This window comes from Caulobacter sp. BE264, assembly GCF_031457805.1.
In the GTDB taxonomy this organism is placed as follows: Bacteria; Pseudomonadota; Alphaproteobacteria; order Caulobacterales; family Caulobacteraceae; genus Caulobacter.
In genome coordinates, this window is sequence record NZ_JAVDXI010000001.1 from 1 (window position 1) to 22,519 (window position 22,519).

Genomic DNA, 22,519 nt, shown 5'->3' on the forward strand with positions numbered 1-22,519 from the left:
ACCCTGACGCGGGGTGGAGCAGCCCGGTAGCTCGTCAGGCTCATAACCTGAAGGTCACAGGTTCAAATCCTGTCCCCGCACCCAAGGTCTGATTGCTGTTGGTCACCCCGTCCGGAAGGCCGGGGTTTTTCTGTATCAACGTCGCAACTTATAGCGGCATTTTGGCAACGCTCGCCGCCTGAAGCGCGAATTTTTCTGGCCTCCAAAGGCATTCCGCCAACTTTCTCCGCTCAAAGCCCATAGCGCGCTCCGAGGTTTTGCGTCATGACTTCCCTTGGAAGGACGCGGGCCGACTATCAGCCCGTCGATTGAGGTGTTTGAGGATAATATGGCGAACGGTGTCGTTAAGTGGTTCAACCCGGCCAAGGGCTTTGGCTTCATTCAGCCCGAGGACGGCGGCCAGGACGTGTTCGTCCACATCGCCGCGGTTGAACGCTCGGGTCTGTCGGGCCTGAACGAGGGTGATCAAGTCGCGTACGAACTGGAAGAAGACCGCCGCTCGGGCAAGACCTCGGCGGGTCAGCTGCGCGTGACGGGCCATGGCGCTGTCCCCGCAGGCGGTGGCGCTGCTCGTGGCCCGCGCCCCCAGCGTAGCTTTGATGCTCCGCGCGGCGGCGGCGGCTTCTCGGCCGGCACCGGCGAGAGCGGCACGGGCGTCGTGAAGTGGTTCAACACGACCAAGGGCTTCGGTTTCATCCAGCCTGACAACGGCGGCGGCGATGTGTTCGTGCACATCTCGGCTGTTGAGCGCGCCGGTCTGCGCGGCCTGAACGAAGGCCAGCAAGTCGGCTACGAGCTCGAGCAAGACCGTCGCTCGGGCAAGACCTCGGCCGGCAACCTGCGCATCCTCTAAGACGCCAGGACCAGAGAAGGCCGCCCCGGAGGGACGGCCTTTTCAGAGAGCTTCGGAAGGCCCCGCTCGATGCTGACGTGTCGAGCGGGGCCTTTTGTCGTTTCGGAAGCTTCAGGCCGGCTCGTGCGTCGCGCGCTCCGAAACCGCCTGGTTCACCGCCAGGGCTGTCAGATTGACGATGCCGCGCGCCGTCACGCTAGGGATCAGCACGTGCAGCGGCTTGGACATTCCCAGCAGCACCGGGCCGACCAGCAGCGACTCCGTCGCCGCGCTGAGCAGGGTCAGGCCGATATTGGCCGCGTCCAGGGTGGGCATGACCAGCAGGTTCGCCGAGCCCTTCAGCGGGCTGTCGGCGACCAGACGATCACGCAGGTGCTGGCTGAGCGCGGCGTCGGCGTGCATCTCGCCGTCGACTTCCAGATCTGGCGCCTGTGCGCGAAGCAGGGCCAGGGCCTCGCGCATCTTGCGAGCCGTCGGCGAGTCACTCGCCCCGAATGAGGAATGCGACAGAAGCGCCGCCTTGGGCGTCAGGCCAAAGCGCCGGACAGCCTCGGCTGCGAGCTGGGTGCATTCAGCAATCTGCTCGGCGGTCGGGTCTACATTGACGTGGGTGTCGCAGAAGAACAGCGTGCCCTTGTCCAGGATCAGCGACGACATCGCATAGACCCGGCTGACATTGTCGCGGCGCGGGATGATCGGCAGGGCGTATTTCATGTGTTGCCACCAGTCGCCGCTGCCGCCCACCAGGGCGGCCTCGACATAGCCGGAGGCCAGCAGCATCGAAGCGGCGACCGTGCGACGGCCCGTGACCCGGCGCTCGGCCGCGATCGGCGGGACGCCTCGGCGGCCGACCAGGCGCTGGTAGTCGGCGATCAGCGGCGCGAACAGATCCTTGTCCGCCTGCGGATCAACGATCTCGACCTTGCCGGCCAGGCGCAGGCCCAGGTCCTCGATCTTGCCGGTGATGATCTCCCGCCGACCGACCAGAACCGGATGGGCGAGACCTTCGTCGACGACGGTCTGAACGGCGCGCAGCACGCGCTCGTCTTCGGCCTCGGCGTAGGCGACCTTCACGGGTTGCTTGCGGGCGCGCTCGAAAACGGGGCGCATTAGCTGGCCCGAGCGATAAACAAACAGCTCCAGCTCGGCCTGGTAGGCGTCGAAGTCGGCGATCGGCCGGGTGGCCACGCCGCTGTCCATCGCCGCCTTCGCCACGGCCGGGGCGATCTGCAGGATCAGGCGCGGGTCGAACGGCTTGGGGATGATGTACTGCGAGCCGAATACGGGCGCGGCGCCGCCATAGGCGCTGGCGACCACTTCGGAGGCCTCGGCGCGCGCCAGTTCGGCGATGGCCTCGACGGCGGCGACTTTCATCGCCTCGTTGATCTCACTGGCGCCGACGTCCAGCGCGCCGCGGAAGATGAAGGGGAAGCACAGGACGTTATTGACCTGGTTGGCGTAGTCGCTGCGGCCGGTGGCCATGATCGCGTCGGGACGGGTCTCATAGACCAGCTCTGGCAGGATCTCCGGCTCGGGATTGGCCATGGCCAGGATCAGCGGGTTGGGCGCCAATAGCGGCAGCCATTCGGGCTTGAAGACGCGCGGCGCCGACAGGCCTAGGAAGATGTCCGCCCCCGGCAGCACTTCGGGCAGGGTGCGGGCGTCGGTCTGGCGAGCGTAGCGGGCCATGTTGTCGGGCATGTCCGGCTCGCGGCCGGCGTGCACGACGCCCTTGATGTCCGTGAGGGTGACGTTCTCGACCGGAAGTCCCATCGACACCAGCAGGTCTACGCAGGCGAGGGCGGCTGCGCCGGCCCCGGAGGTCACCAGCTTGACGTCCTTCAGCTGCTTGCCCTGCACGAGCAGGGCGTTGCGAACAGCGGCGGCGCAGACGATGGCGGTGCCGTGCTGGTCGTCGTGGAAGACCGGGATGTTCATCCGCTCGCGCAGCTTGCGCTCGATGACGAAACACTCAGGGGCCTTGATGTCCTCGAGGTTGATCCCGCCGAAGGTGGGCTCCAGCGCCGCCACCACCTCGATGAAGCGGTCGGGGTCCTTGGCGTCGACCTCGATGTCGAACACGTCGATGCCGGCGAACTTCTTGAAGAGGACGGCCTTGCCTTCCATCACCGGCTTGGACGCCAGCGGGCCGATATCGCCGAGGCCGAGCACGGCGGTGCCGTTCGAGATCACGGCCACGAGGTTGCCGCGCGCGGTGTAGTCGCGCGCAAGCTCAGGGTTCTCGGCGATGGCGACGCACGGCGCCGCGACGCCGGGCGAATAGGCGAGGGCGAGGTCGCGTTGGGTGGCCATCCGCTTGGTGGCCTCGATCGCCAGTTTCCCGGGGCGCGGCAGGCGGTGATAGTCCAGAGCGGCTTTGCGGAAATCCTCGTCCATCGATCGTTCCTCTGGGCGGCCTGCGCGGCGCGGTTATCCTGCCTCGTCTGAGCGCGAAGCGTCACGAGCCTTGCTAGCGGTGTTGGCGCGGCAATTCCAACCCTTCGCCGCCCGATCTGTGTTTTTTCTTGGTAGCGGTACCAATCGCGCTCCGGCCTGGAGGCTGATTTCGGGTCACCTAAGTAATAAATCTATTATATAATGCCTCTGCTTCGGGCGCCCGCCGCCCCCAATCTTGGCGCTCCTCCTTCCAGAGCCGCCAAGCCGGGCAAGGCGCTGGACAGGGCGCCCGGAGCGACCGAGCATCGCTCGATCAGTCATTTTCAGAGGGCGACGCATGAGCGGGCTGACGACACATATCCTCGACCAGGCGTCCGGAAAGCCGGCGGCCGATGTCGCGGTGCGCGTGTCGCGGCGCGAAGGCGGCGAGGCGCATCGAATTGCGGATTTCCGCACCGACGCTGATGGGCGTGCGCGGCTTATCGCCGGCGAAGAGCTGGGGCTCGGCGGGTATCGCCTCGAGTTCGCGATTGGCGACTATTTCAAGGGCGCAGGGCTGCCGGTCAACGACCCGCCGTTCCTGGACATCGTCGTGATCGACTTTTCCGTGTCGAACCTTGAGCAGCACTGGCACGTACCGCTGCTGGTTTCGCCCTACGGCTATTCGACCTATCGAGGCAGCTGATGGGCGAGGTAATCCGTTTCCTGCTCGATGGTGAGGTTCAGGAGGTCCGAGGCGCGAACCCGACCACGACCCTGCTGGAGCACCTGCGTGGGCCGATGCGTCGCACGGGGGCCAAGGAAGGCTGCGCCGAGGGCGACTGCGGCTCTTGCACCGTTCTGGTCGGCGAGCCGGAAGGCGAGGGGACCGCGTGGCGCGCCGTCAACGCCTGCATCCAGTTCCTGCCCATGCTGCACGGCAAGGCGCTGATGACGGTCGAGAGCCTGGCCAGGGATCACGCGCCTCATCCCGTCCAGCAGGCCATGGTCGACCAGCATGGCTCGCAGTGCGGCTTCTGCACGCCGGGCATCGTCATGTCGTTGTACGGCCGAGCCGTGGGCGCCAAGGGCGCGGACGGCCCGGTGGGCGAGGTGCTGGCGGGGAACCTCTGCCGCTGCACCGGGTATGGCCCGATCATCGATGTGGCCAAGGGCGTGCAGGCCGAGACGCCGCCGGCGGTCGATCTGTCGGCGGTGCGTGACGAGGCCATGCTGACCCTGCGCTATGAGGACGAGATCCACGGCGTCATGCGTACTTGGCTGGCGCCGCGCACGGTCGAGCAACTGGCCAAGGCCTATGACGCCCATCCCGACGCGACGATCGTCGCCGGCGCCACCGACGTGGGGCTGTGGGTCACCAAGCAGCGGCGCGCGCTGCCGACCTTGATCAGCGTCGCCGAGGTCGCTGAGCTCAAGACGCTGGAGGAAACGGCCGACGGCCTGCGCATCGGCGCCGCCGTGCGCTATGTCGATGCGATCGAGGCGGTGGCGAAGCTCTATCCCGATCTCGGGGCCATGATGCGGCGCCTGGGCTCCACCCAGGTGCGCAACAGCGGCACGATCGGCGGCAACATCGCCAACGGCTCGCCGATCGGCGACATGCCGCCGGCCCTGATCGCGGCGGGCGCGCGCCTGATCCTGCGTCAGGGCGACGAACGCCGCGAGTTGGCGCTGGAGGACTTCTTCCTCGACTACGGCAAGCAGGACCGGCGGCCTGGCGAGTTCGTCGAGGCCGTCATCGCGCCGCGTCTGGAGGCGGGACGCCTGTTCAAGGTCTTCAAGCTGTCCAAGCGTTTCGACCAGGACATCTCGGCGGTCTGCGGCGCGTTCTCGCTGGCTGTCGAGGACGGCGTGGTGACCGACGCGCGCATCGCGTTCGGCGGCATGGCCGGCACGCCCAAGCGGGCCAAGGCCTGCGAGGCGGCCTTGATTGGCAGGCCGTGGGCGGAAGCGACCATCGAGGCGGCGATGGCCGGGCTCGACACCGACTACAAGCCGATGAGCGACATGCGCGCCTCGGCTGCCTATCGCGCCCTGGCGGCGCGGAACATGCTGCGCAAGGTGTTGCTTGAGACCCAGGGCGTCGAGGCCCGCGTGACGCCGGAGAGCGCCCATGGCTGACTCCGCCGGGACAGCGCCGATGACCAAGCCGCCGCAGGGCGTCCATGCCCCCTTGCCGCATGACAGCGCCGCTCGCCACGTGGCCGGCTCGGCAGTCTATATCGACGACATGCCCGAACCTGCGGGTCTGCTGCACGTGGCCTTCGGACTCAGCACCAAGGCGCACGCGAAGATCACGCGGATGGATCTGTCGGCCGTGCGCGCCGCACCGGGCGTGGTGCTGGTGATCAGCGCTGAGGACATCCCCGGCGAAAACGACGTCAGCCCTGTCATCCATGACGACCGACTGTTTGCTGACGGCGAGGTCTATTGTGTGGGCCAGAGCCTGTTCGCCGTAGCCGCCACCTCGCTGGCCGCCGCGCGCGCTGCGGCCGCCAAGGCCGTGGTCGATTACGAGGACCTGCCCGCCGCCATCGACATCGCCGCCGCCCGCGCCATGGACCTCAAGATCGAGGCCAGCCAGCGCATGGCGCGCGGCGACGCGGAAGGCGCGCTCGCGGCTTCTCCGCATCGGGTGCAAGGCCGGTTCGCGATCGGCGGCCAGGATCACTTCTACCTCGAAGGCCAGATCGCTCTGGCGACCCCGCGCGAGGACGGCGACGTTCACGTCTGGTCCTCCACCCAGCACCCCACCGAGGTGCAGCACCTGATCGCCCGCGTGCTGGGCAAGCCCGACCACTGCGTCACCGTCGAAGTGCGCCGCATGGGCGGAGGCTTTGGCGGCAAGGAGACGCAGGCCTCGCTGTTCGCCGCCGCCGCAGCCCTGGTGGCGGTCAAGACCGGCCGTCCGGCCAAGTGCCGCCCCGACCGCGACGAGGACATGGTCATGACCGGCAAGCGGCATGACTTCGAGGCGCTCTACGACGTCGGCTTTGATGATGAGGGCCGCCTGACCGGTCTGTCGCTGGCGCTGTCGTCGCGCTGCGGGGCAACGACCGATCTTTCGCCGGCGATCAACGACCGCGCGATGTTCCACGCCGACAACGCCTACTACCTGCCGGCGGTCGAGATCGTCTCGCACCGCTTTCGGACCCACACGGTCTCTAACACCGCCTTCCGAGGGTTTGGCGGGCCGCAGGGTATGATCGCGATCGAGCGGGTGATGGACGTCATCGCCGCCGCCACGGGGCTGGACCCGCTGGAGGTGCGTCGGCGCAACCTCTATGGCGGCGAGGGCCGAAACCTCACGCCCTATCACCAGGTGGTCGAGGACAATGTCGCGCCGCAGTTGATCGAGGAGCTGGCGGCCTCGTGCGACTACGCGGCCCGCCGTCGCGAGATCGAGGCGTTCAACAGGGGCAGCCCCGTGTTGAAGAAGGGCATCGCCCTGACGCCGGTGAAGTTCGGGATCTCGTTCACGACGACGCACCTGAACCAGGCCGGCGCCCTGATCCACCTCTATGCCGACGGCTCGATCATGCTGAACCACGGTGGGACCGAGATGGGGCAGGGGCTGAACACAAAGGTCGCCCAGATCGTCGCCCAGGCCTTCCAGGTCGATGTCTCGCGGGTGAAGATCACCTCAACCGTCACCGACAAGGTGCCCAACACCTCGGCCACCGCCGCCTCGTCGGGCGCGGACCTCAACGGCATGGCGGCCCTGAACGCGGCAGAGACGATCAAGGCGCGGCTGGTGGATTTCGCGGCCGCCAAGTGGGGCGTCACGCCGGACGCGGTCGCCTTCACGTCCGACGGCGTGCGGGTGGGCGGCCAGACCCTGGCGTTCGAGGCTTTCGTTCGCCAGGCCTATCTGGCGCGGATCTCGCTGTCGGCCACTGGCTTCTACGCTACGCCCAAGATCCACTATGACCGCGCCACCCATACGGGCCGGCCGTTCTACTACTTCGCCTATGGCGCGGCCTGCAGCGAGGTGTTGATCGACACCCTGACCGGCGAGATGAAGGTCACCCGGGCCGACATCCTGCACGACGTGGGCAAGTCGCTGAACCCGGCCCTGGACCTGGGCCAGATCGAGGGCGGCTTCATCCAGGGCATGGGTTGGCTGACGACCGAAGAGCTGGTGTTCGACGCCCAGGGGCGTCTGCGGACCCACGCGCCCTCGACCTACAAGATCCCGACCTGCGGCGACCGCCCGGCGCATCTGGACGTGCGGCTCTGGAAGGCCGGGCGCAATGTCGAGGCCACGGTCCACCGGTCCAAGGCCGTGGGCGAGCCGCCGCTGATGCTGGCGATCGCGGTGCACTCGGCGATCACCCAGGCGGTGGCCAGCGTCGGCGACGGTCGGGTGTTTCCGCATCTCGACGCGCCGGCGACGCCTGAGGCGATCTTGATGGCGTGCGAGGATGTGCGGAGGCGGGCTCATGTCTGAATCCCTCTTCCATAGGGAGAGGGAGGGGGCCGCCGCGAAGCGGTGGGAGGGTGAGGGGTCACGCCGTCATCCGCTGAAACCCCTCACCCCTACCCCTCTCCCTAAAGGAGAGGGATCATGAGCAACTGGGCCCGCGCCGCTCTGGCGCGCCTCGACGCCCGTGACGAGGCCGCCCTGGTCACGGTCCTCGCCACCGAGGGTTCTGCTCCGCGCGAGGCCGGAACCAAGATGGTCGTCTGGCGCGGCGGTCAGGCGGGCACCATCGGCGGCGGCAATCTGGAGTACCGCGTCGCCGACCAGGCGCGGCGCATGCTGGACGGCGGCCAGGCCCATTTCGCGATCCAGGACTATCCGCTGGGTCCGCTGCTGGCCCAGTGCTGCGGCGGTCGCGTTCGCCTGTTCCTCGAGCGCCTGAACGACAACAGCCGCGACTGGCTGACCGACGCGGCCAAGCGCATGGACGCGGCCCAGCCGTTCGAGGTCCGCACACGGTTCGAGCCGGGTCTCTTGACCAAGACCGTCGCCCCGATCCTGTCCACCGAGGGCGACGGGCCACTGGTGACCCTGGCCGGCGCGCCCGCCACCGCGCGCGGCGTTCGGCCGGAGCTGGGCGATGTGCTGGTCGAGCGCGCCGACGCGCCGCGCCCGCCGCTGCTGCTGTTTGGCGCTGGCCATGTGGGCCAAGCGATCGCCAAGGCGTTCGAGCCGCTGCCGTTCCGCCTTTCCTGGTACGACAGCCGTCCCGAGACCGCCGATATTCCCGGCGTCACCGTGCTGGAGCCCGCCGAACTGGCCGCCAAGGCGATGGGCGCGGGGGCGGACGCCTATGGCCTGGTCCTGACCCATGACCACGCGCTGGACTACGCCCTGGTCTCGGCCGGTCTGGCGGGCGGGGGCTTTGGCTATTTCGGCGTCATCGGTTCGAAGACCAAGCGCGCGCGGTTCATGAAACGGTTGCGCGACGATGGTTTCTCTGAGGCCGTGCTGACCCGCCTGACCTGTCCGATCGGCTTGCCGCACCTGAAGAGCAAGGCGCCCGAGGTGATCGCCGTGTCGGTCGCCGCCGACCTCCTGATGCGCCAGGAAGCGGCGCGCATTCGTAATGACGAGACCATCAGTGCAAGCGTTTAGGGCCTCGATCCTCCACCTGCTGGACGATCCCTCGAAGGAAGCCGAGGGGGCGGTCGCCTTCCACGAGGATGGCCTGCTGCTGGTCGAGGACGGCCGCGTGATCGGCTGCGGCGCCTATGCGGAGCTCGCCCCCTGGCTGGGCGGCGCCGAGCCTGAGGACCTGACCGGCCATCTGATCACGCCGGGGTTTGTCGATACCCATATCCACTTCCCGCAGGTCGACGTCATCGCCGCGCACGGCAAGCAACTGCTGGATTGGCTGGAGCAGCACACCTTCCCGGCCGAGGCGGCGTTCGCCGACCCCAAGCACGCCGCCGACACCGCCGCCTTCTTTCTGGATGAGCTGCTGCGCAACGGCACCACGACGGCCCTGGTGTTCGGCTCGGTGCACAAGGTGTCGGTCGACGCCCTGTTCGCCGAGGCCTATGACCGCAACATGCGGCTGATCGCGGGCAAGTCGCTGATGGACCGCAACGCGCCGGACGGCCTCACCGACACCGTCGAGAGCAGCCGCGCGGACATGCGGGCCCTGATCGCCGACTGGCACGGCAAGGGGCGCCTCGGCTACGCGGTGACGCCGCGCTTTGCGATCAGCTGCAGCGACGCCCAGCTGGCGATGGCCGGCGAGATCCTGGCCGAGCATCCCGACGTCTGGATGCAGACCCACCTCTCGGAGAACCTGCACGAGATCAAGGAGACCGCGCGCCTCTTCCCCAAGGCCAAGGACTATCTGGACGTCTATGACCGGTTTGGCCTGCTGCGGCAGCGCTCGGTCTTCGCCCACTGCGTCCACCTGAAGGGCGAGGCGTTCCGACGCCTGGCGGCCAAGGGCGGGGCGGTGGCCTTCTGTCCGACCTCGAACCTCTTCCTGGGCTCAGGCCTGTTTCCGCTGGAGGAGGCCTGTTCGCACGGCGTGAAGGTCGGCATGGGCACCGATGTCGGCGCCGGCACCACCTTCTCGATCCTCCATACGCTGGGCGAGGCCTACAAGGTCGGGCAGCTGCGCGGCGATGCGCTCGACCCGTTCCAGGCCCTGTACCTGGCCACCCTGGGCGGCGCGCGGGCGCTGGACCTCGACGACAAGATCGGCAACCTGGCGCCGGGCAAGGAAGCCGACTTCGTCGTGCTGGACCTGGCGGCGACGCCGCTGATCGCGCGGCGGTTGGCGGGGGCGAAGAGCCTAGCTGACAAGCTCTTTGCGCTGACCGTGCTGGGCGATGACCGCCTGGTGGCGCGGACGTATCTGGCGGGTGTGGAGCGGTGGCGGCGGGGGTAGAGCAATCCTCCCCCTAGCGGGGGAGGTGGTCGCGAAGCGACCGGAGGGGGAAGTTCTGTTGAACCGGCCTCTTCCCCCTCCGTCGTCTCTTCGAGCCGACAGCTCCCCCGCTGGGGGGAGGATTTTCAGTCACCCGTACTTCGCCCGCATCGTGTCCGCGTAAAGCCCCAGCAGCCGCGCGCCATCCACCGCCACGGTGGCGGCCTGGATCGGCTGGTCATCCCAGGCGCTAGGCCCGAAAAGTTCGCCTTCGGCCTTCTGGCAGGTCTGGCCAAGGGCGATCCCTTCGGTGACCACGCGCACCGAGCCCCGGCGCACGGTGAACAAAGTGGGGTCGATCACATAGGCCACCGCCGCAGCGTCATGGACGCAGCAGCCGACGATGCCGTCACGACCGCCATAGAAGGCCGCATAGGGCTTTGAGATGGCGTTCAGGAAACCGCAGGCGTCCGATCCGCCGGCCGCCAGGGCGTCCATATAGTCGGGCGACATCACGACCTGTGTCGTCACGTCCAGGCTGACGGCGGTCAGGTTCCAGGGGGCGGTGAAGACCTGGTCGGCGGCCTCCGGATCGTTCCAGATATTGGCCTCGGCCACGGGCGTGACATTGCCCGGCTTGCCGGCCACGCCGAACGCGCCGCCCATGATCACCACGGACTTCAGCAGGGTGGCGACCTCGGGATCGGCCTTCAGGGCCAAAGCCAGGTTGGTCAGCGGGCCGACGGCGCACAGCACCACCTCGCCCGGATACTGACGCGCCAGATCGATGATCGCCTGGTGAGCGGGCTTGGCTTCCGGCTGGGCCGGAACCAGGCCCGTCAGCTCCACATCGCCCAGGCCATTCTCGCCGTGGACGAAGGTGGGCGAGGGGTTGCGCGGACGCGTCAGCGGCTTGTCCGCGCCCTTGTAGATCGGCGCCGTCAGGCCAAAGCGATCCTTGAGGTACAGCGCATTGCGCGTGGTGGACTCGATATCGGCGTTGCCGAAGATGGTCGTCACCGCGATCAGGTCGAGGGCGGGGCTCGCCTCGATGAACAGCAGGGCCATCGCGTCGTCGATGCCGGGATCGGTGTCGAAGATGATCTTGGTCGGGGTCGTCATCGGGGGGCTCTAGCGCTTTTCTTGGGGAGAGGCGAGCCGTTGGTCGGCGCTCTCCTGCATCAGGGAGACGTGGGCCGAGGCGACCTTCCAGCCGTCGGCGGTGCGGATCCAGGTCTGGCTTTGGCGGCCGAGGCGGCCGGTGTCGTCGCGGCGGAACAGGACGTTGGCGATCGCGACGTCCGCGCTGAAGGTGGTGATTTCCGTGCGCAGGCGCGTGCGCGGCGGCGAGCCGCCGGTCCGGCCGACGCGGAAGGCGGCGATCTCGGCAAAGCCCCACAGGTTTTCCGCCACGCCCAGACGCACCGTGTGCGGCGAGGCCCAGAAGGCGCCGTCCAGCGCCTCGACGTCATTGGTCATCAAGGCGACTTCATAGGCGTCGACCAGGGCGGTGAGCTCGGCCAGCACGGCGGGATCGTTGATGATCATAGCGCCCCCGTCGGCGGGTGAGCGGCGACCACGCCCGCGCGTTGCAGGCGCAGCGCGGCGGCGAAGGCCAGATCCTCGCGCCAGGCCGGGGCGATGATCTGCACGCCGATCGGCAATCGGCCGGGACGGTTCACGGGCGCGGCCACCACCGGCAAGCCGACATAGCTGATCGGCTGGGTGAAGGCGCCCAGATTCTTGCGCACCGAGACGGGAACCCCGTCCATCTCCATCGTCGCCTGGCCGATCGGCGGGGCCGGGCAGACCGAGGCCGGCGCCAGCAGGATGTCGTAGTGCTGGAACGCCTCGCGAACCTCGTCGCGGAAGATCGTGCGGAACCGCCTGGCCGCCTCGGCCACGCCCTTGGGCAGCAGGGCGCCGGCCAGTAGGCGGTCACGGACGGCGGGGTCATAGTCCATGGCGCGCGTGGCCAGATCGTCGTGGTGCAACTCGCCGCCCTCGAACGCCGTCAGGCAGAAGGCGGCGGCGCGAGCGGCCTGAGCGCTTTGCAAGGTGACCTCGCCTCGCGCCTCCAGCGCCTCGGCGACGTATCCCAGCGCCGCCAGCACCTCGGGGAAGGCGCCTTGCTGGAACCAGCCGCCCAGCACGCCGACGCGGAGCGGCTCTTCAGCCAGGGCGTCTAGGCGGCCGGCCAGCGGCTCAGCCTCGCGGACGCAGATCGGATCGCCGGCCGGATCGGCGCCCTGCAGCACGTCATAGGCCAGGGCCAGATCCTCGACCGAGCGCGCGAAGGGGCCGACATGGTCCAGGCTCTCGACGAACGGAAAGACGCCCTGGCGCGACAGGCGGCCATAGGTGGGCTTGAGGCCAAACACCCCGCACAGGCCGGCGGGAATGCGGATCGAGCCGTTGGTGTCCGAGCCCAGGGTCAGTGGGACGAGGCCCGCCGCGACCGCCGCCGCCGAGCCGCCCGACGAGCCGCCGGCGATCCGCGTCGGATCGTGAGGATTGCGCACCGGGCCGTCGTGGGCGTTCTCGGTGACGAAGCCGTAGGCAAACTCGTCCATGTTCAAGGCACCGACCAGAACGGCGCCGGCGGCCGTCAGGCGCTGGACCAGGGTCGCGTCATGCGCGGGTGGCGGGGCGTCGCGGCGGATCTTCGATCCGGCCAGGGTGGGCAGGCCCTTGAGGTCGAACAGGTTCTTTACCGCGAAGGGCACGCCGGCCAGCGGTCCGACAGGACGTCCCGCCGCGAGATCGGCGTCGACCGCCTCGGCGGCGGCGAGCGCGCGCTCGGCGGTGACGGCGGTGAAGGCGTTGATGCCGCCATCCAGGCGCTGGGTGCGCGAAAGGGTGGCCTCGGTCACCGCGCGGGCGGTGACGCGGCCGGCGCGGACCTCGCCGGCGATCTCGACGACGCTGCAGAAGCTCACGGCTGGAACGTCTCCGGCGCCTCGCCGGCCGTCTCGCCCAGCGCCACGACGAAGAGGGCGGTCTGGCTCCTGAGCAGGACCAGGTTGTCGATCACGCCGGGCAGGGCGGGTGCGGGCGGTTCGACGCCTTGCTCGGCGGCGCGGCGCGGCGCCCAGGCGGCCATCTCGAAATCGTCGAGGGCCAGGAAGGCTGTCGTCTCCGCATCGAGCGCCATGGCGGACTCCATAAGTAAGAAAAAACTTCATACACCGGGGTTCGCCGGACGCGCCAGTCCCGCTTTCCCCGCAACCGCCATCCGCCCAAGGTCGCGTCACTTGCCCGTGGGATCGCTCGCCCAGGAAGCAGGTCACGGTCAAGCGCTGGGACTGGGTCGCTTAGCCTTCGGCCCAGTCGTCGGTTCGGCTCAGATGCTCTTGTAAGAAAGGGCTTACTTGATGGCGCATCACCGACTGGCTTCGACGCCCGACACCGTCCGCTTTGGCATGTTCGACGCGGCGTTCGATCCCGTGCTGGCAGTGAACAGCGGTGACAGCGTCACGGTCGAGTGCGTCTCTGGCGGCCCGGAGGTGATGCCGTCGGCCGGCTCGCCCTACGCCATCCCGCCGGCGCTGCAGGCGATCCACGACAGCGACCCGCCTCGCATCGGACCGCACATCCTCACCGGCCCCATCGCTATCGCCGGCGCCGAGCCTGGCGACCTGCTGGAGGTCCGGATCGAGGCGATCGAGCCGAACAACGACTGGGGCTATTGCGCCGTACGTCCGCTGGCCGGAACAATCCCCGAAGACTTCCCCGACCGCTACGTCAGCCACATCGCCGTCGACGCCCAGCGCGGGGTCTGCAAGCCCGATTGGGGCCCCGAACTGCCTCTGGCGCCGTTCTTCGGGACCATGGGCGTGGCGCCGCCCGCGAAGTACGGGCGCCTCTCCAGCCGCGAGCCGCGCGAGCACGGCGGGAATATGGACAACAAGGAACTGGTCGCCGGTTCGACCCTCTATCTGCCCGTCTGGGTTCCGGGCGCGAACTTCTCGGTCGGCGATGGCCATGGCCGCCAAGGGGACGGCGAGGTCTGCGTCAACGCGCTGGAGATGGGCCTGACGGGAACCTTCACCTTCGTGCTGCACAAGGCTGCTGACATCGCGCCCTTCGCCTGGCCGCGCGCCGAGACGCCCACCCACGACATCGTCATGGGCTTCAACGAGGATCTGGATCTGGCGATGAAACAGGCCCTGCGCAACATGATCGACTTCATCACCGCACGCTCTGCCCTGACCCGGGTGCAGGCCTATCAGTTCTGCTCGCTGGCCGTGGACTTCCGCGTCACCCAGACCGTCAACGGCGAAAAGGGCGTCCATGCGCTGCTCCAGAAGGGTTTGTTGTTTTAGGCGGCGCTCTTCCATGGCGCGTGGTGGTGGCTCGCGCCGATGTTGCAGGCCCGACCAAGGGACATGCTGGGGAAAAGGCGAAGGGCGTGTCGCTGAAAGCCTTATTTTATCGGGCTTTCGTGTCAAAGTGAGACATCTGGCGCGCTGCGACCTTGAGTTTATCGGTCGGGCGTCTTGTTTCTATTGGAGGTTTTGCGGCCCGCGACTTGCACTCGCTAGGTCACGCTGAGGTTGCAGTGTGATTTTGGGAGCGGGTGATGGATTTGCGCGGAACGCAGGGCGCTGACACCTTGGTGGGCGGCGCCGACAGCGACGTCATCTATGGCTTCGGAGGCAACGACACGCTGCGGGGCGGGGCGGGCGATGATGTGATCGCCGGCAACGAAGGCAATGACAGCCTGCAGGGCGGCGACGGCGACGACTATCTGCTGGGCGGTCCCGGCGCCGACACGATCGACGGCGGCGCGGGCGGTGACTGGGCGGCCTACGAGGACGCCACCGCCGGCGTGAAGGTCGATCTGAACCTCACCGGCGCGCAGAACACCGGCGGCGGCGGGACCGACCGCCTGATCAGCATCGAACACGTCTACGGCTCGGCCTTCAACGACACCCTGATCGGCAGCGCCGGCGACAACATGATGGTCGGCGGCGACGGAAATGACAGCCTCACGGGCGGCAAGGGCGACGACACCCTGTGGGGCTCGGCCGGAAACGACACGCTCGATGGCGGCGACGGCGACGACTATATGATCGGCGGCGCGGGCGACGACGTCATCAAGGGCGGCGCGGGCGTCGACTGGGCGTCCTACGAGGACGCGACGGCCGGCGTGTCGGTCGACCTGACCAAGACCACGGGCCAAAACACGGCGGGCGCGGGGACGGATACGCTGAGCGGCGTCGAACGGCTGTGGGGCAGCAAGTTCGCCGACGTCCTGACCGGCGACGCCCAGAGCAACTACCTCTGGGGCGATGCCGGCGACGACAAGCTGTACGGCGGCGCGGGCGATGACCACCTTTCGGGCGGTGCGGGGACGAACGTCATCGACGGCGGGGAGGGGTTCGACACGGTCGACTATGCATTCAGCGATGTGGGCATGTTCATCCAGCTGGATCGGAACACAGCGCGAAGCCGGTCGAGCGCGCAGACGACCGATGTCCTAACGTCGATTGAAGCGGTCATGGGGTCCGCACATGACGACGTCATCTATGGTGACGCCGCCGAAAACTACCTCTTCGGGGATTCTGGCGATGATACCCTGATCGCCAGCGGCGGCAACGACACCTTGGATGGCGGAGCCGGCGACGATCAGATCGTCGGCAGCTACGGAAGCAACAACGAGATCCTGATCGGAGGCGACGGCAACGATGAGATCATACTGCCGGGCGCCGGCATGGCGACCATGTATGGAGGCTCCGGCGACGATATCCTCGTCTTGGGAGGGTCGTTCAGCGAGCTTGTCATGCAAGGTGGCGCGGGCTCGGACACGATCAGGATCGCGAACGGCTACAACACCAACGGCCGCGGCACGGAGATCGACCTGTCGATCACTGGGCGCCAGGCGACGGGCTACGAGAACTATGTGACGCTCGATAGCGTCGAGAACGTCATTGGCACCTGGCTAAACGACAAGATCAAAGGCGACGCCGAGAACAACGTCTTAGACGGTTATACGGGCGATGACCTGATCGACGGGGGCGGGGGCGTCGACATTGCGTCGTATGACTCGGGTCTGTCTCCGGTTCGGGTCGATCTTTCCAAACAGGGCGTCGCTCAGGACACCATTGGCGCCGGTGTGGACACCTTGGTGAACATCGAGGGCGTCAAAGGTTCGGCCTACGGCGACATTCTGACGGGCGGCGTCGCCGATGAGACGTTTGAAGGCGGTCAGGGCGACGACATCATCGATGGCGGACAAGGCTCGGACACGGCGATCTATCGTGGCCTATCTACCAGCTACAACTGGACCAAGAACGCCAACGGAACCTGGAGCCTGCGCGGCGCTGAGGGCGTCGACACGCTGTTGAACATTGAGCGGCTGCAATTTGCCGACAAGACGGTGACGCTCTCGTCCTCAGCGACGACTGAAACCGTTGATGACGTCGCCAAGGCCAAGGTTGTCGCCAGTTCGGCAAGCGGCGACTTCCGAGACGCCGTCATCTCCGCCGACGGTCGGACGGTCTATGTTTCCGACAAGGACGGATACGTCAGCGCGATCAACCTGCAGACGGGCGAGCAGACCGCGCGGATCAAGGTCGGTACGGATCTTGGCGGCATCGACGTTTCGCGCGACGGCCAGTTCCTCGTGGCCGCCGAGCGAACGGTGACCAACGCATCCGGAGACCAGTGGGACTACACGGCCACCGCAACGGTTCATGTGCTGAACCTGAAGACGGGGGTGGTGACGGACTATACGACCACCGCGCGAGGCTATGATCGAGGCTTTGCCGATGCAGCCTTCATGGTGGGCAATACGATCGTCCTGACCCAGGACCTTGGCGGCAGCGGATGGACGCCCATCACCTCTTTCAATCCCTATATCGGCGTCTTCACGCGAGGAACCCAGAGCTACTATCAAAGCGGGACATTGACCACGAGCCACGACGGTTACCTCACCCTCGTGGGACCGGCGGGTCTCTCGGACGCCAGGCTGGCGATGCTGGACGTGACACCCAAGCAGATCGCTGAGCGGCAAGTTTATCCGGATAGTGTGAGCGGCGGTAACAATGGTGTCTTCGCCGTCTCCAACAACGGGCTGGCCGTTGCGCAGATGGTGGCTGGCGGCATCCGGATCTATGACAACAAGCTGGCCTATCAATTCAACCTGTCGGCTTCGCACCCTGAAATCGCCAACGTCTACGGCCTGGATTTCAGTTCGGACGGTAAGCATCTCTTCGTGGTCGATGGCTCGACCGATCGCATCTACCAATTCTCGACAACCACCTGGAGCGTTGAGCAGGTCTACGCGGTGGGCGCTGACGTCGATGTGACTGCGACGGACTACTACAGCAGCGCTTTCGGCAATCGGGTCACGATCAGTGACGACGGTGGTCGGATGGTCATCTTCAGCAACGGCCGCGTCATCTCGGTGAACATGCTGAACCTGAAGCCGGTCAGCGGTGGCGTCATCGACACGAGCGGCGCAGACAACTTGGTGGGCGGCGACCGCCAGGATCTCCTGAACGGCGGCGCAGGCGACGACGTTCTTAATGGCGGGAAGGGCAACGACAACCTCGTGGGCGGCGCGGGCTCTGATACCTTCAAGTTCCTCGCCGGCGACGGGCTTTTTGAATACCGGCTTCTGAGCGCCGACAAGGTCCTCGACTTCGCCATCGGCGACAAACTGGCGTTCTCTGGCGCGCCTGTTGTGGTCAAGGAGACCGATATCCTGCGTCTCGACGCTGTGGTGAGTTCGAACGGGACGATAGATGCGGCCGCTGCATTGACGATTGACGCGCTCAACGTTCAGCGATCCATCGGCTTGCGCCCGGAAAAATACCTCATCATCAGCGCCGGCTTCGACACCTACGTCGTCGCCGACACCGACAATGTCCTCGGCTACGACCAGGTCGTCTTGCTCAAGAACGTCGCTTCGTCCCTCGTGACCGCCGACATGTTCACGGGCGCCTGAACCCCCTTCCTGCAACCTCCAAATCGCCCCTACGTTGACGTCTTGTCGGCGTGGGGGCCGGCGGCCGCGTCGGGATGTCCGGCGCGGAGAGGGCTCTTTGAGGGAACCTGATGAAACCGCTCCTGCCGATCGTCGCGCTGCTGGCGCTGGCTGCCTGCTCGCCGCAACCCGCCGAGAAGACGGCTGAGGCGCCCGCCGCGCCGGCTGCGACCACACCCAAGCCACCCAAGGCCGATATCCCCGCCGGTGACTACACGCTGGACAAGACCCACGCCTCGCTGGTGTTCAAGGTCAGCCACCTGGGCTTTTCGAACTATACGGCCAGCTTCGCCGACTTCGACGTCAAGCTGCGGTTCGACCAAAACAACGCCGCCGCCAGTTCGCTGGAGGCGACGATCGATCCCACGTCGTTGACGCTGCCGGCGCCGCCGGCCGGCTTCCAGAAGGAACTGGTCGGGCCGCAATGGCTGGACGCCGCGCGCTATCCGGCCATCACCTTCAAGTCGACCAGGATCGAGACGACCGGGCCGGACACCGGCAAGGTCACCGGCGATCTGACCCTACATGGCGTAACCAAGCCGGTGACCCTGGATGTGACCTACAACGGCGGCTATGTCGGCCACCCGATGGACCCGAACGCGCGGATCGGCTTCTCGGCCAAGGGCGCCTTCAAGCGGTCGGACTTCGGGATCGCCTACGGGGTTCCGGCGCCGGGCACGACGATGGGCGTCGGCGACGAGGTCCAGGTCGAGATCGAGGCGGAGTTCAGCGGCCCGCCGCTCAAGGCGGCATCCGGCGGCTAGAGCATTTCACGACCTGACTGCGTCAGGCTGTGAGCTCTAATATTTTGTTTTTACGCATTTTTCTTCACGCGAACCGGAACCACTTCGCTCGAAAAATGCTCTAACGCTTGGACGCGCCTCGCGTCAGATAGCCTTCCAGCAGCGCCAGGGCGTGGTCCAGCCGCGCCCGGCGCCATTCGGGCGCGCTCATGTCGGTGTTCAGCGTCGCCGACAGCGAATAGCCGTTGGCCAGGTGGAAGCGGCTCATGGCCGCGATCGTCACATAGATCTGCACCGGGTCGAGATCGGGCCCGAACACGCCCTGGCGCTGGCCGCTCTCGATCAGCCCTTCGATCGTGCGGCGAAGGGGAAAGGCCGTCTCGGTGACCACCCGCGACTGGGCGGCGAACTTGCCATGCTGCAGGTTCTCGTTGCGCAGCAGGCCCTCGAAGCGCGGGTTCTTCTCGAAATAGTCGAAGGTGAAGCGCTGCAGCTCCAGAAAGCCGTCCAGCGGCTTGTCGAAGTCGATCTTCAGTTCGGCCTCGCGGGCCCGCAGGTCCATGTAGGCGCTTTCGAGGACGGCCATGTACAGGCCCTTCTTGTCCCCGAAGTAGTGGTACAGCATGCGGATGTTGCACTTGGCGGCCTTGACGATCCTCTCGATCCGGGCCCCGGCGAAGCCGGCTTGCGCGAACTCCTTGAGGGCGGCGGCGAGGATCGCCTTGCGGGTGCGCTCGGCGTTGCGCTTGCGCGGCGCGTCGTCTGCGGAGCCTGCTGCGGCGTCGGCTTGCGCGTCCAGGACGGCGTCGGTCACGGGATCTTGGCTCCCTGTTTGATCCAGGCGCCCAGCTGGGCGCGCTCCTCATCGGTCATGCCGGTCTCGTTGCCAAGGGGCATGCTGGTCGAGAGGACCGCGCGTTCGTTTATTTTTGGTGCGTAGGTCTGGATGTGCGCCGGCGTATCGAACACCGCGCCCAGGGGCGGAGCGGAGAAGGCGGCGTGGGTCGGCGCGGCGCTGTGGCAGGTCACGCAGTGTTTGTGGACAATGGCCTGGGCGGTGGTGAAGGGGACCTCGCCGCTGATCTCGACCTTGTCCTTAGGCTTTATCGAGGCGATGGCGGTGGCGCCGAAGATCAGCATGGCGCCGTAGAACAGGAATTCGTGCCGAATCTTGCCGAAGTGGCGCTGGATGAAGAAGTAGCGGATCGCGATCGCGCCGGCGCTGATCAGGGCCAGCAGCAGCCAGGCCTTCGGATGCCCCGAGACGGCCGGGTAGTGGTTGCTGATCATGATGAAGATGACCGGCAGGGTCATGTGGGTGTTGTGCACCGACCGCTGCTTGCCCATCGCCCCAAGGCGCGGGTCGACCGGCTGGCCGGCCAGCATGGCCGCGACGATCTTGCGCTGGTTGGGGATGATGACCAGGAACACGTTCCCGACCATGCAGGTGCCGATGATCGCGCCCACATGGATAAAGGCGCCGCGATCGGAGAACAGCTGGGTCAGCGCCCAGGTCGCGGCGGTCAGGATCGAAAACCACACCACGCCGAACAGCTTGCCGTTCTTTCCCAGCGGCGAGCGGCAGAGCGCCTCATAGGTGGCCAGGCCGCCGAAGATGAAGGCCAGGCCTATGCTGATCGCCTGAGCCTGCGTGAAGGCGTGCCTGGCCGGATCGATCAGATAGACCCCCGCCTGCCAGTAGTAGAGCACGATCAGCAGCGCAAAGCCCGACAGCCAGGTGGTATAGGCCTCCCACTTGAACCAGTGCAGGTGCTCGGGCATGTGCGCCGGCGCGTTCAGGTACTTCTGCGAGTGGTAGAAGCCGCCGCCGTGCACGGCCCACAACTCGCCCTTCACGCCGTCTTTCGGCGGATTGGGGTCGCGCAGATTGTTGTCCAGCCAGACGAAGTAGAACGACGCCCCGATCCAGGCCACGCCCGCGATCACGTGCAGCCACCGCAGCGCCATGCCGATCCAACCGGCGAAATCGTAGTCCATCAGTCAGTCACCGCGTCGAGCAGGCGAAGCTTCGAGATCAGGCCGATCTGGGTGATGGCCTCCGCGATCTCGGTCGCCTCGTCGTTGGAAAGGCGCGCGGCCATGGCCTCGAGGATCGAGGCCTTGTCGTTCAGGCGCACGCAGATGATGAAGGGAAAGCCGAACCGCGCGTTGTACGCGGCGTTCAACTCGTGGAAGCGCGCAAACTCGTCGGGCGTAAGCTTGTCCAGCCCCGCGCTGGCCTGTTCGGCGTTGCTCTCGGCGGTCAGCTGCTTGGCGATCGCCGCCTTGCCCGCAAGCTCCGGGTGGGCGCGGATCAGGGCCAGCTTGTCGGCGGTGGTCGCCGCGTCCAGCACGGCCATCATCGCCGCGTGCATCGCTTCGACGGATGCGAACGGGCGAGCGTCCCAGGCACGCTCGACGACCCAGGGCGAGAGCTCGAAGGCGAAGTGCAGGGCGGTGGCGAAGCCGGTCTGGTCCATGCTGTTCAGCCGAGCCAGGGTCAGGGGCGGAGCTGAATTCACGAGTTCACACCCCCAAATCCCGTCATCCCGCGCTTCATGCGCGGGACCCATCGATCCGTCGCAGGTGCGGGCGTGATCACGCTCACACGCGAGATCTGAACCATGGGTCCCGCGAACACGTCGCGGGATGACGGGCTTTGCTGGATGGGGATCATTTGGCGCTCCCCGCATACGGATGCTCGGCGATCCAGTGCCGCGCGATGTCGATGCGCCGAGCCACCCAGACCTTGTCGTGTTTGGTGACGTGTTCCAGGAATCGCCGCAGCGCCCCGATCCGCCCCGGCTTGCCGACGACGCGGCAGTGCAGGCCCACGCTCATCATCTTCGGTGCGATCTCGCCTTCCAGATAGAGGGCGTCGAAGGCGTCGCGCAGATAGGTGAAGAACTGCTCCCCGGTATTGAAGCCCTGGGCCGCCGTGAAGCGCATGTCGTTGGCTTCCAGCGTGTAGGGCACGATCAACTGCGCGCGGCCGTGCTGGTCGTCCCAGTAGGGCAGGTCGTCGGCATAGCTGTCGGCGTCGTAGACGAAGCCGCCCTCCTGAGCCACGAGCCGCGCGGTGTTGGGACTGGTGCGGCCCTGGTACCAGCCCAGCGGGCGCTCGCCGGTCAGGCGCGTCTGGATCTCGATGGCGCGCTGGATGTGCTCCAGCTCCTGCTCGGGCGTGAAGTGCTGGTAGTCGATCCAGCGATAGCCGTGGCTGGCGATCTCCCAGCCGGACTCCATCATCGCCTCGACGGCGTCGGGATGGCGCTCCATGGCCTGGGCGACGCCGAACACGGTCAGGGGCAGGTCAAACTCCTCGAACAGCCGCCGGATGCGCCAGAAGCCGGCGCGCGAGCCGTATTCGTAGAGGCTCTCCATCGACATGTGCCGCATGCCCTGGATGGGCTGGGCGCCGACCATTTCCGACAGGAAGAATTCGGAGACGGGATCGCCGTGCAGGATCGAACGCTCGGCGCCTTCCTCGTAGTTCAGGACGAACTGGACGGCGACCCGCGCGCCGCCCGGCCACCGCGCGTGCGGCGGATGCTCACCGTAACCGATGAGGTCGCGGGGGTAGGTCATCAAATCCTCCCCCCAGTGGGGGAGGTGGCGCGCAGCGCCGGAGGGGGAAGGGGCAGGGTCAGCAGGACTTCCCCCTCCGTCGGCTGCGCCGACACCTCCCCCGCTAGGG

Annotated in this window: 18 protein-coding genes, 1 tRNA gene and 1 pseudogene; 11 read left to right on the forward strand and 9 right to left on the reverse strand. The window is 67.0% G+C overall.

All coding sequences use genetic code 11. From position 1 onward, the window contains the following. Positions 1-7: 7 nt before the first annotated feature. The 3 genes and pseudogenes from J2X45_RS00005 (at position 8) to J2X45_RS00015 (ending at position 853) form a co-directional block, all read left to right on the forward strand. Positions 8-84, forward strand: a tRNA-Met gene (locus J2X45_RS00005). 244 nt (positions 85-328) lie between these two features. Further along, positions 329-532, forward strand: a pseudogene (locus tag J2X45_RS00010) (cold-shock protein); the annotation flags it as partial. Between the two features lie 126 nt (positions 533-658). Next, a complete protein-coding gene (locus J2X45_RS00015) occupies positions 659-853 on the forward strand; it encodes a cold-shock protein (protein WP_035017693.1) in 195 nt (64 codons plus the stop codon). 111 nt (positions 854-964) lie between these two features. Here the strand turns inward: J2X45_RS00015 and J2X45_RS00020 are convergent, their stop codons facing one another. Further along, the gene (locus J2X45_RS00020; protein ID WP_310209530.1) at positions 965-3,250 is read right to left on the reverse strand and encodes an NADP-dependent malic enzyme; all 2,286 of its coding nucleotides are present in this window, start codon (positions 3,248-3,250) and stop codon (positions 965-967) included. A 337-nt stretch (positions 3,251-3,587) separates the two neighbouring features. Between J2X45_RS00020 and uraH the strand changes: the two genes are divergently transcribed. From uraH to guaD, 5 genes are all read left to right on the forward strand, one after another. Then, positions 3,588-3,935 carry a hydroxyisourate hydrolase gene (gene uraH, locus J2X45_RS00025; protein WP_310209533.1) on the forward strand — a complete coding sequence of 116 codons (348 nt, stop codon included), beginning with the start codon at positions 3,588-3,590 and terminating at the stop codon, positions 3,933-3,935. Next, positions 3,935-5,371, forward strand: a complete 1,437-nt coding sequence (xdhA, locus tag J2X45_RS00030) for a xanthine dehydrogenase small subunit (protein WP_310209536.1) — start codon at positions 3,935-3,937, stop codon at positions 5,369-5,371. Before uraH ends, xdhA begins: the two co-directional genes overlap by 1 nt. Then, complete coding sequence (xdhB, locus tag J2X45_RS00035; protein ID WP_310209539.1) at positions 5,364-7,700, forward strand: xanthine dehydrogenase molybdopterin binding subunit; 2,337 nt, start codon at positions 5,364-5,366, stop codon at positions 7,698-7,700. Before xdhA ends, xdhB begins: the two co-directional genes overlap by 8 nt. A 114-nt stretch (positions 7,701-7,814) precedes the next feature. Beyond that, the gene (xdhC, locus tag J2X45_RS00045) at positions 7,815-8,831 is read left to right on the forward strand and encodes a xanthine dehydrogenase accessory protein XdhC (RefSeq protein ID WP_310212032.1); all 1,017 of its coding nucleotides are present in this window, start codon (positions 7,815-7,817) and stop codon (positions 8,829-8,831) included. Then, positions 8,818-10,107, forward strand: coding sequence for a guanine deaminase (guaD, locus tag J2X45_RS00050; RefSeq protein ID WP_310209542.1), 1,290 nt, complete (start codon positions 8,818-8,820; stop codon positions 10,105-10,107). Before xdhC ends, guaD begins: the two co-directional genes overlap by 14 nt. A 129-nt stretch (positions 10,108-10,236) precedes the next feature. Here the strand turns inward: guaD and J2X45_RS00055 are convergent, their stop codons facing one another. The 4 genes from J2X45_RS00055 to J2X45_RS00070 are packed head-to-tail and all read right to left on the reverse strand — an operon-like array spanning position 10,237 to position 13,240. Beyond that, on the reverse strand, positions 10,237-11,208 hold the full coding sequence (locus J2X45_RS00055; RefSeq protein WP_310209545.1) for a nucleoside hydrolase: 972 nt from the start codon (positions 11,206-11,208) through the stop codon (positions 10,237-10,239). Between the two features lie 9 nt (positions 11,209-11,217). Then, positions 11,218-11,634 carry an oxalurate catabolism protein HpxZ gene (hpxZ, locus tag J2X45_RS00060; RefSeq protein ID WP_310209548.1) on the reverse strand — a complete coding sequence of 139 codons (417 nt, stop codon included), beginning with the start codon at positions 11,632-11,634 and terminating at the stop codon, positions 11,218-11,220. Then, the gene (locus tag J2X45_RS00065; protein ID WP_310209551.1) at positions 11,631-13,025 is read right to left on the reverse strand and encodes an AtzE family amidohydrolase; all 1,395 of its coding nucleotides are present in this window, start codon (positions 13,023-13,025) and stop codon (positions 11,631-11,633) included. The genes hpxZ and J2X45_RS00065 overlap by 4 nt, the downstream gene beginning before the upstream one ends. Further along, on the reverse strand, positions 13,022-13,240 hold the full coding sequence (locus J2X45_RS00070) for a hypothetical protein (RefSeq protein ID WP_310209554.1): 219 nt from the start codon (positions 13,238-13,240) through the stop codon (positions 13,022-13,024). Before J2X45_RS00070 ends, J2X45_RS00065 begins: the two co-directional genes overlap by 4 nt. A gap of 217 nt (positions 13,241-13,457) precedes the next feature. Between J2X45_RS00070 and J2X45_RS00075 the strand changes: the two genes are divergently transcribed. From J2X45_RS00075 to J2X45_RS00085, 3 genes are all read left to right on the forward strand, one after another. Continuing rightward, positions 13,458-14,411, forward strand: coding sequence for an acetamidase/formamidase family protein (locus J2X45_RS00075; protein ID WP_310209557.1), 954 nt, complete (start codon positions 13,458-13,460; stop codon positions 14,409-14,411). 257 nt (positions 14,412-14,668) lie between these two features. After that, complete coding sequence (locus tag J2X45_RS00080; RefSeq protein ID WP_310209560.1) at positions 14,669-18,040, forward strand: cytochrome D1 domain-containing protein; 3,372 nt, start codon at positions 14,669-14,671, stop codon at positions 18,038-18,040. A gap of 110 nt (positions 18,041-18,150) precedes the next feature. Next, positions 18,151-18,843 carry a YceI family protein gene (locus J2X45_RS00085; RefSeq protein ID WP_310209563.1) on the forward strand — a complete coding sequence of 231 codons (693 nt, stop codon included), beginning with the start codon at positions 18,151-18,153 and terminating at the stop codon, positions 18,841-18,843. Between the two features lie 100 nt (positions 18,844-18,943). Here the strand turns inward: J2X45_RS00085 and J2X45_RS00090 are convergent, their stop codons facing one another. The 4 genes from J2X45_RS00090 to puuE all read right to left on the reverse strand — a co-directional run bounded on the left by J2X45_RS00090 (position 18,944) and on the right by puuE (position 22,410). After that, a complete protein-coding gene (locus J2X45_RS00090; protein ID WP_310209568.1) occupies positions 18,944-19,636 on the reverse strand; it encodes a TetR/AcrR family transcriptional regulator in 693 nt (230 codons plus the stop codon). Continuing rightward, positions 19,633-20,820 carry a urate hydroxylase PuuD gene (locus tag J2X45_RS00095; RefSeq protein ID WP_310209570.1) on the reverse strand — a complete coding sequence of 396 codons (1,188 nt, stop codon included), beginning with the start codon at positions 20,818-20,820 and terminating at the stop codon, positions 19,633-19,635. The genes J2X45_RS00090 and J2X45_RS00095 overlap by 4 nt, the downstream gene beginning before the upstream one ends. Continuing rightward, positions 20,820-21,344, reverse strand: coding sequence for a 2-oxo-4-hydroxy-4-carboxy-5-ureidoimidazoline decarboxylase (uraD, locus tag J2X45_RS00100; protein WP_310209572.1), 525 nt, complete (start codon positions 21,342-21,344; stop codon positions 20,820-20,822). The genes J2X45_RS00095 and uraD overlap by 1 nt, the downstream gene beginning before the upstream one ends. Positions 21,345-21,495: 151 nt before the next feature. Further along, positions 21,496-22,410 (reverse strand): allantoinase PuuE, encoded by a 915-nt coding sequence (gene puuE / locus J2X45_RS00105; RefSeq protein WP_310209575.1) that lies wholly within the window; start codon positions 22,408-22,410, stop codon positions 21,496-21,498. Positions 22,411-22,519 lie beyond the last annotated feature (109 nt).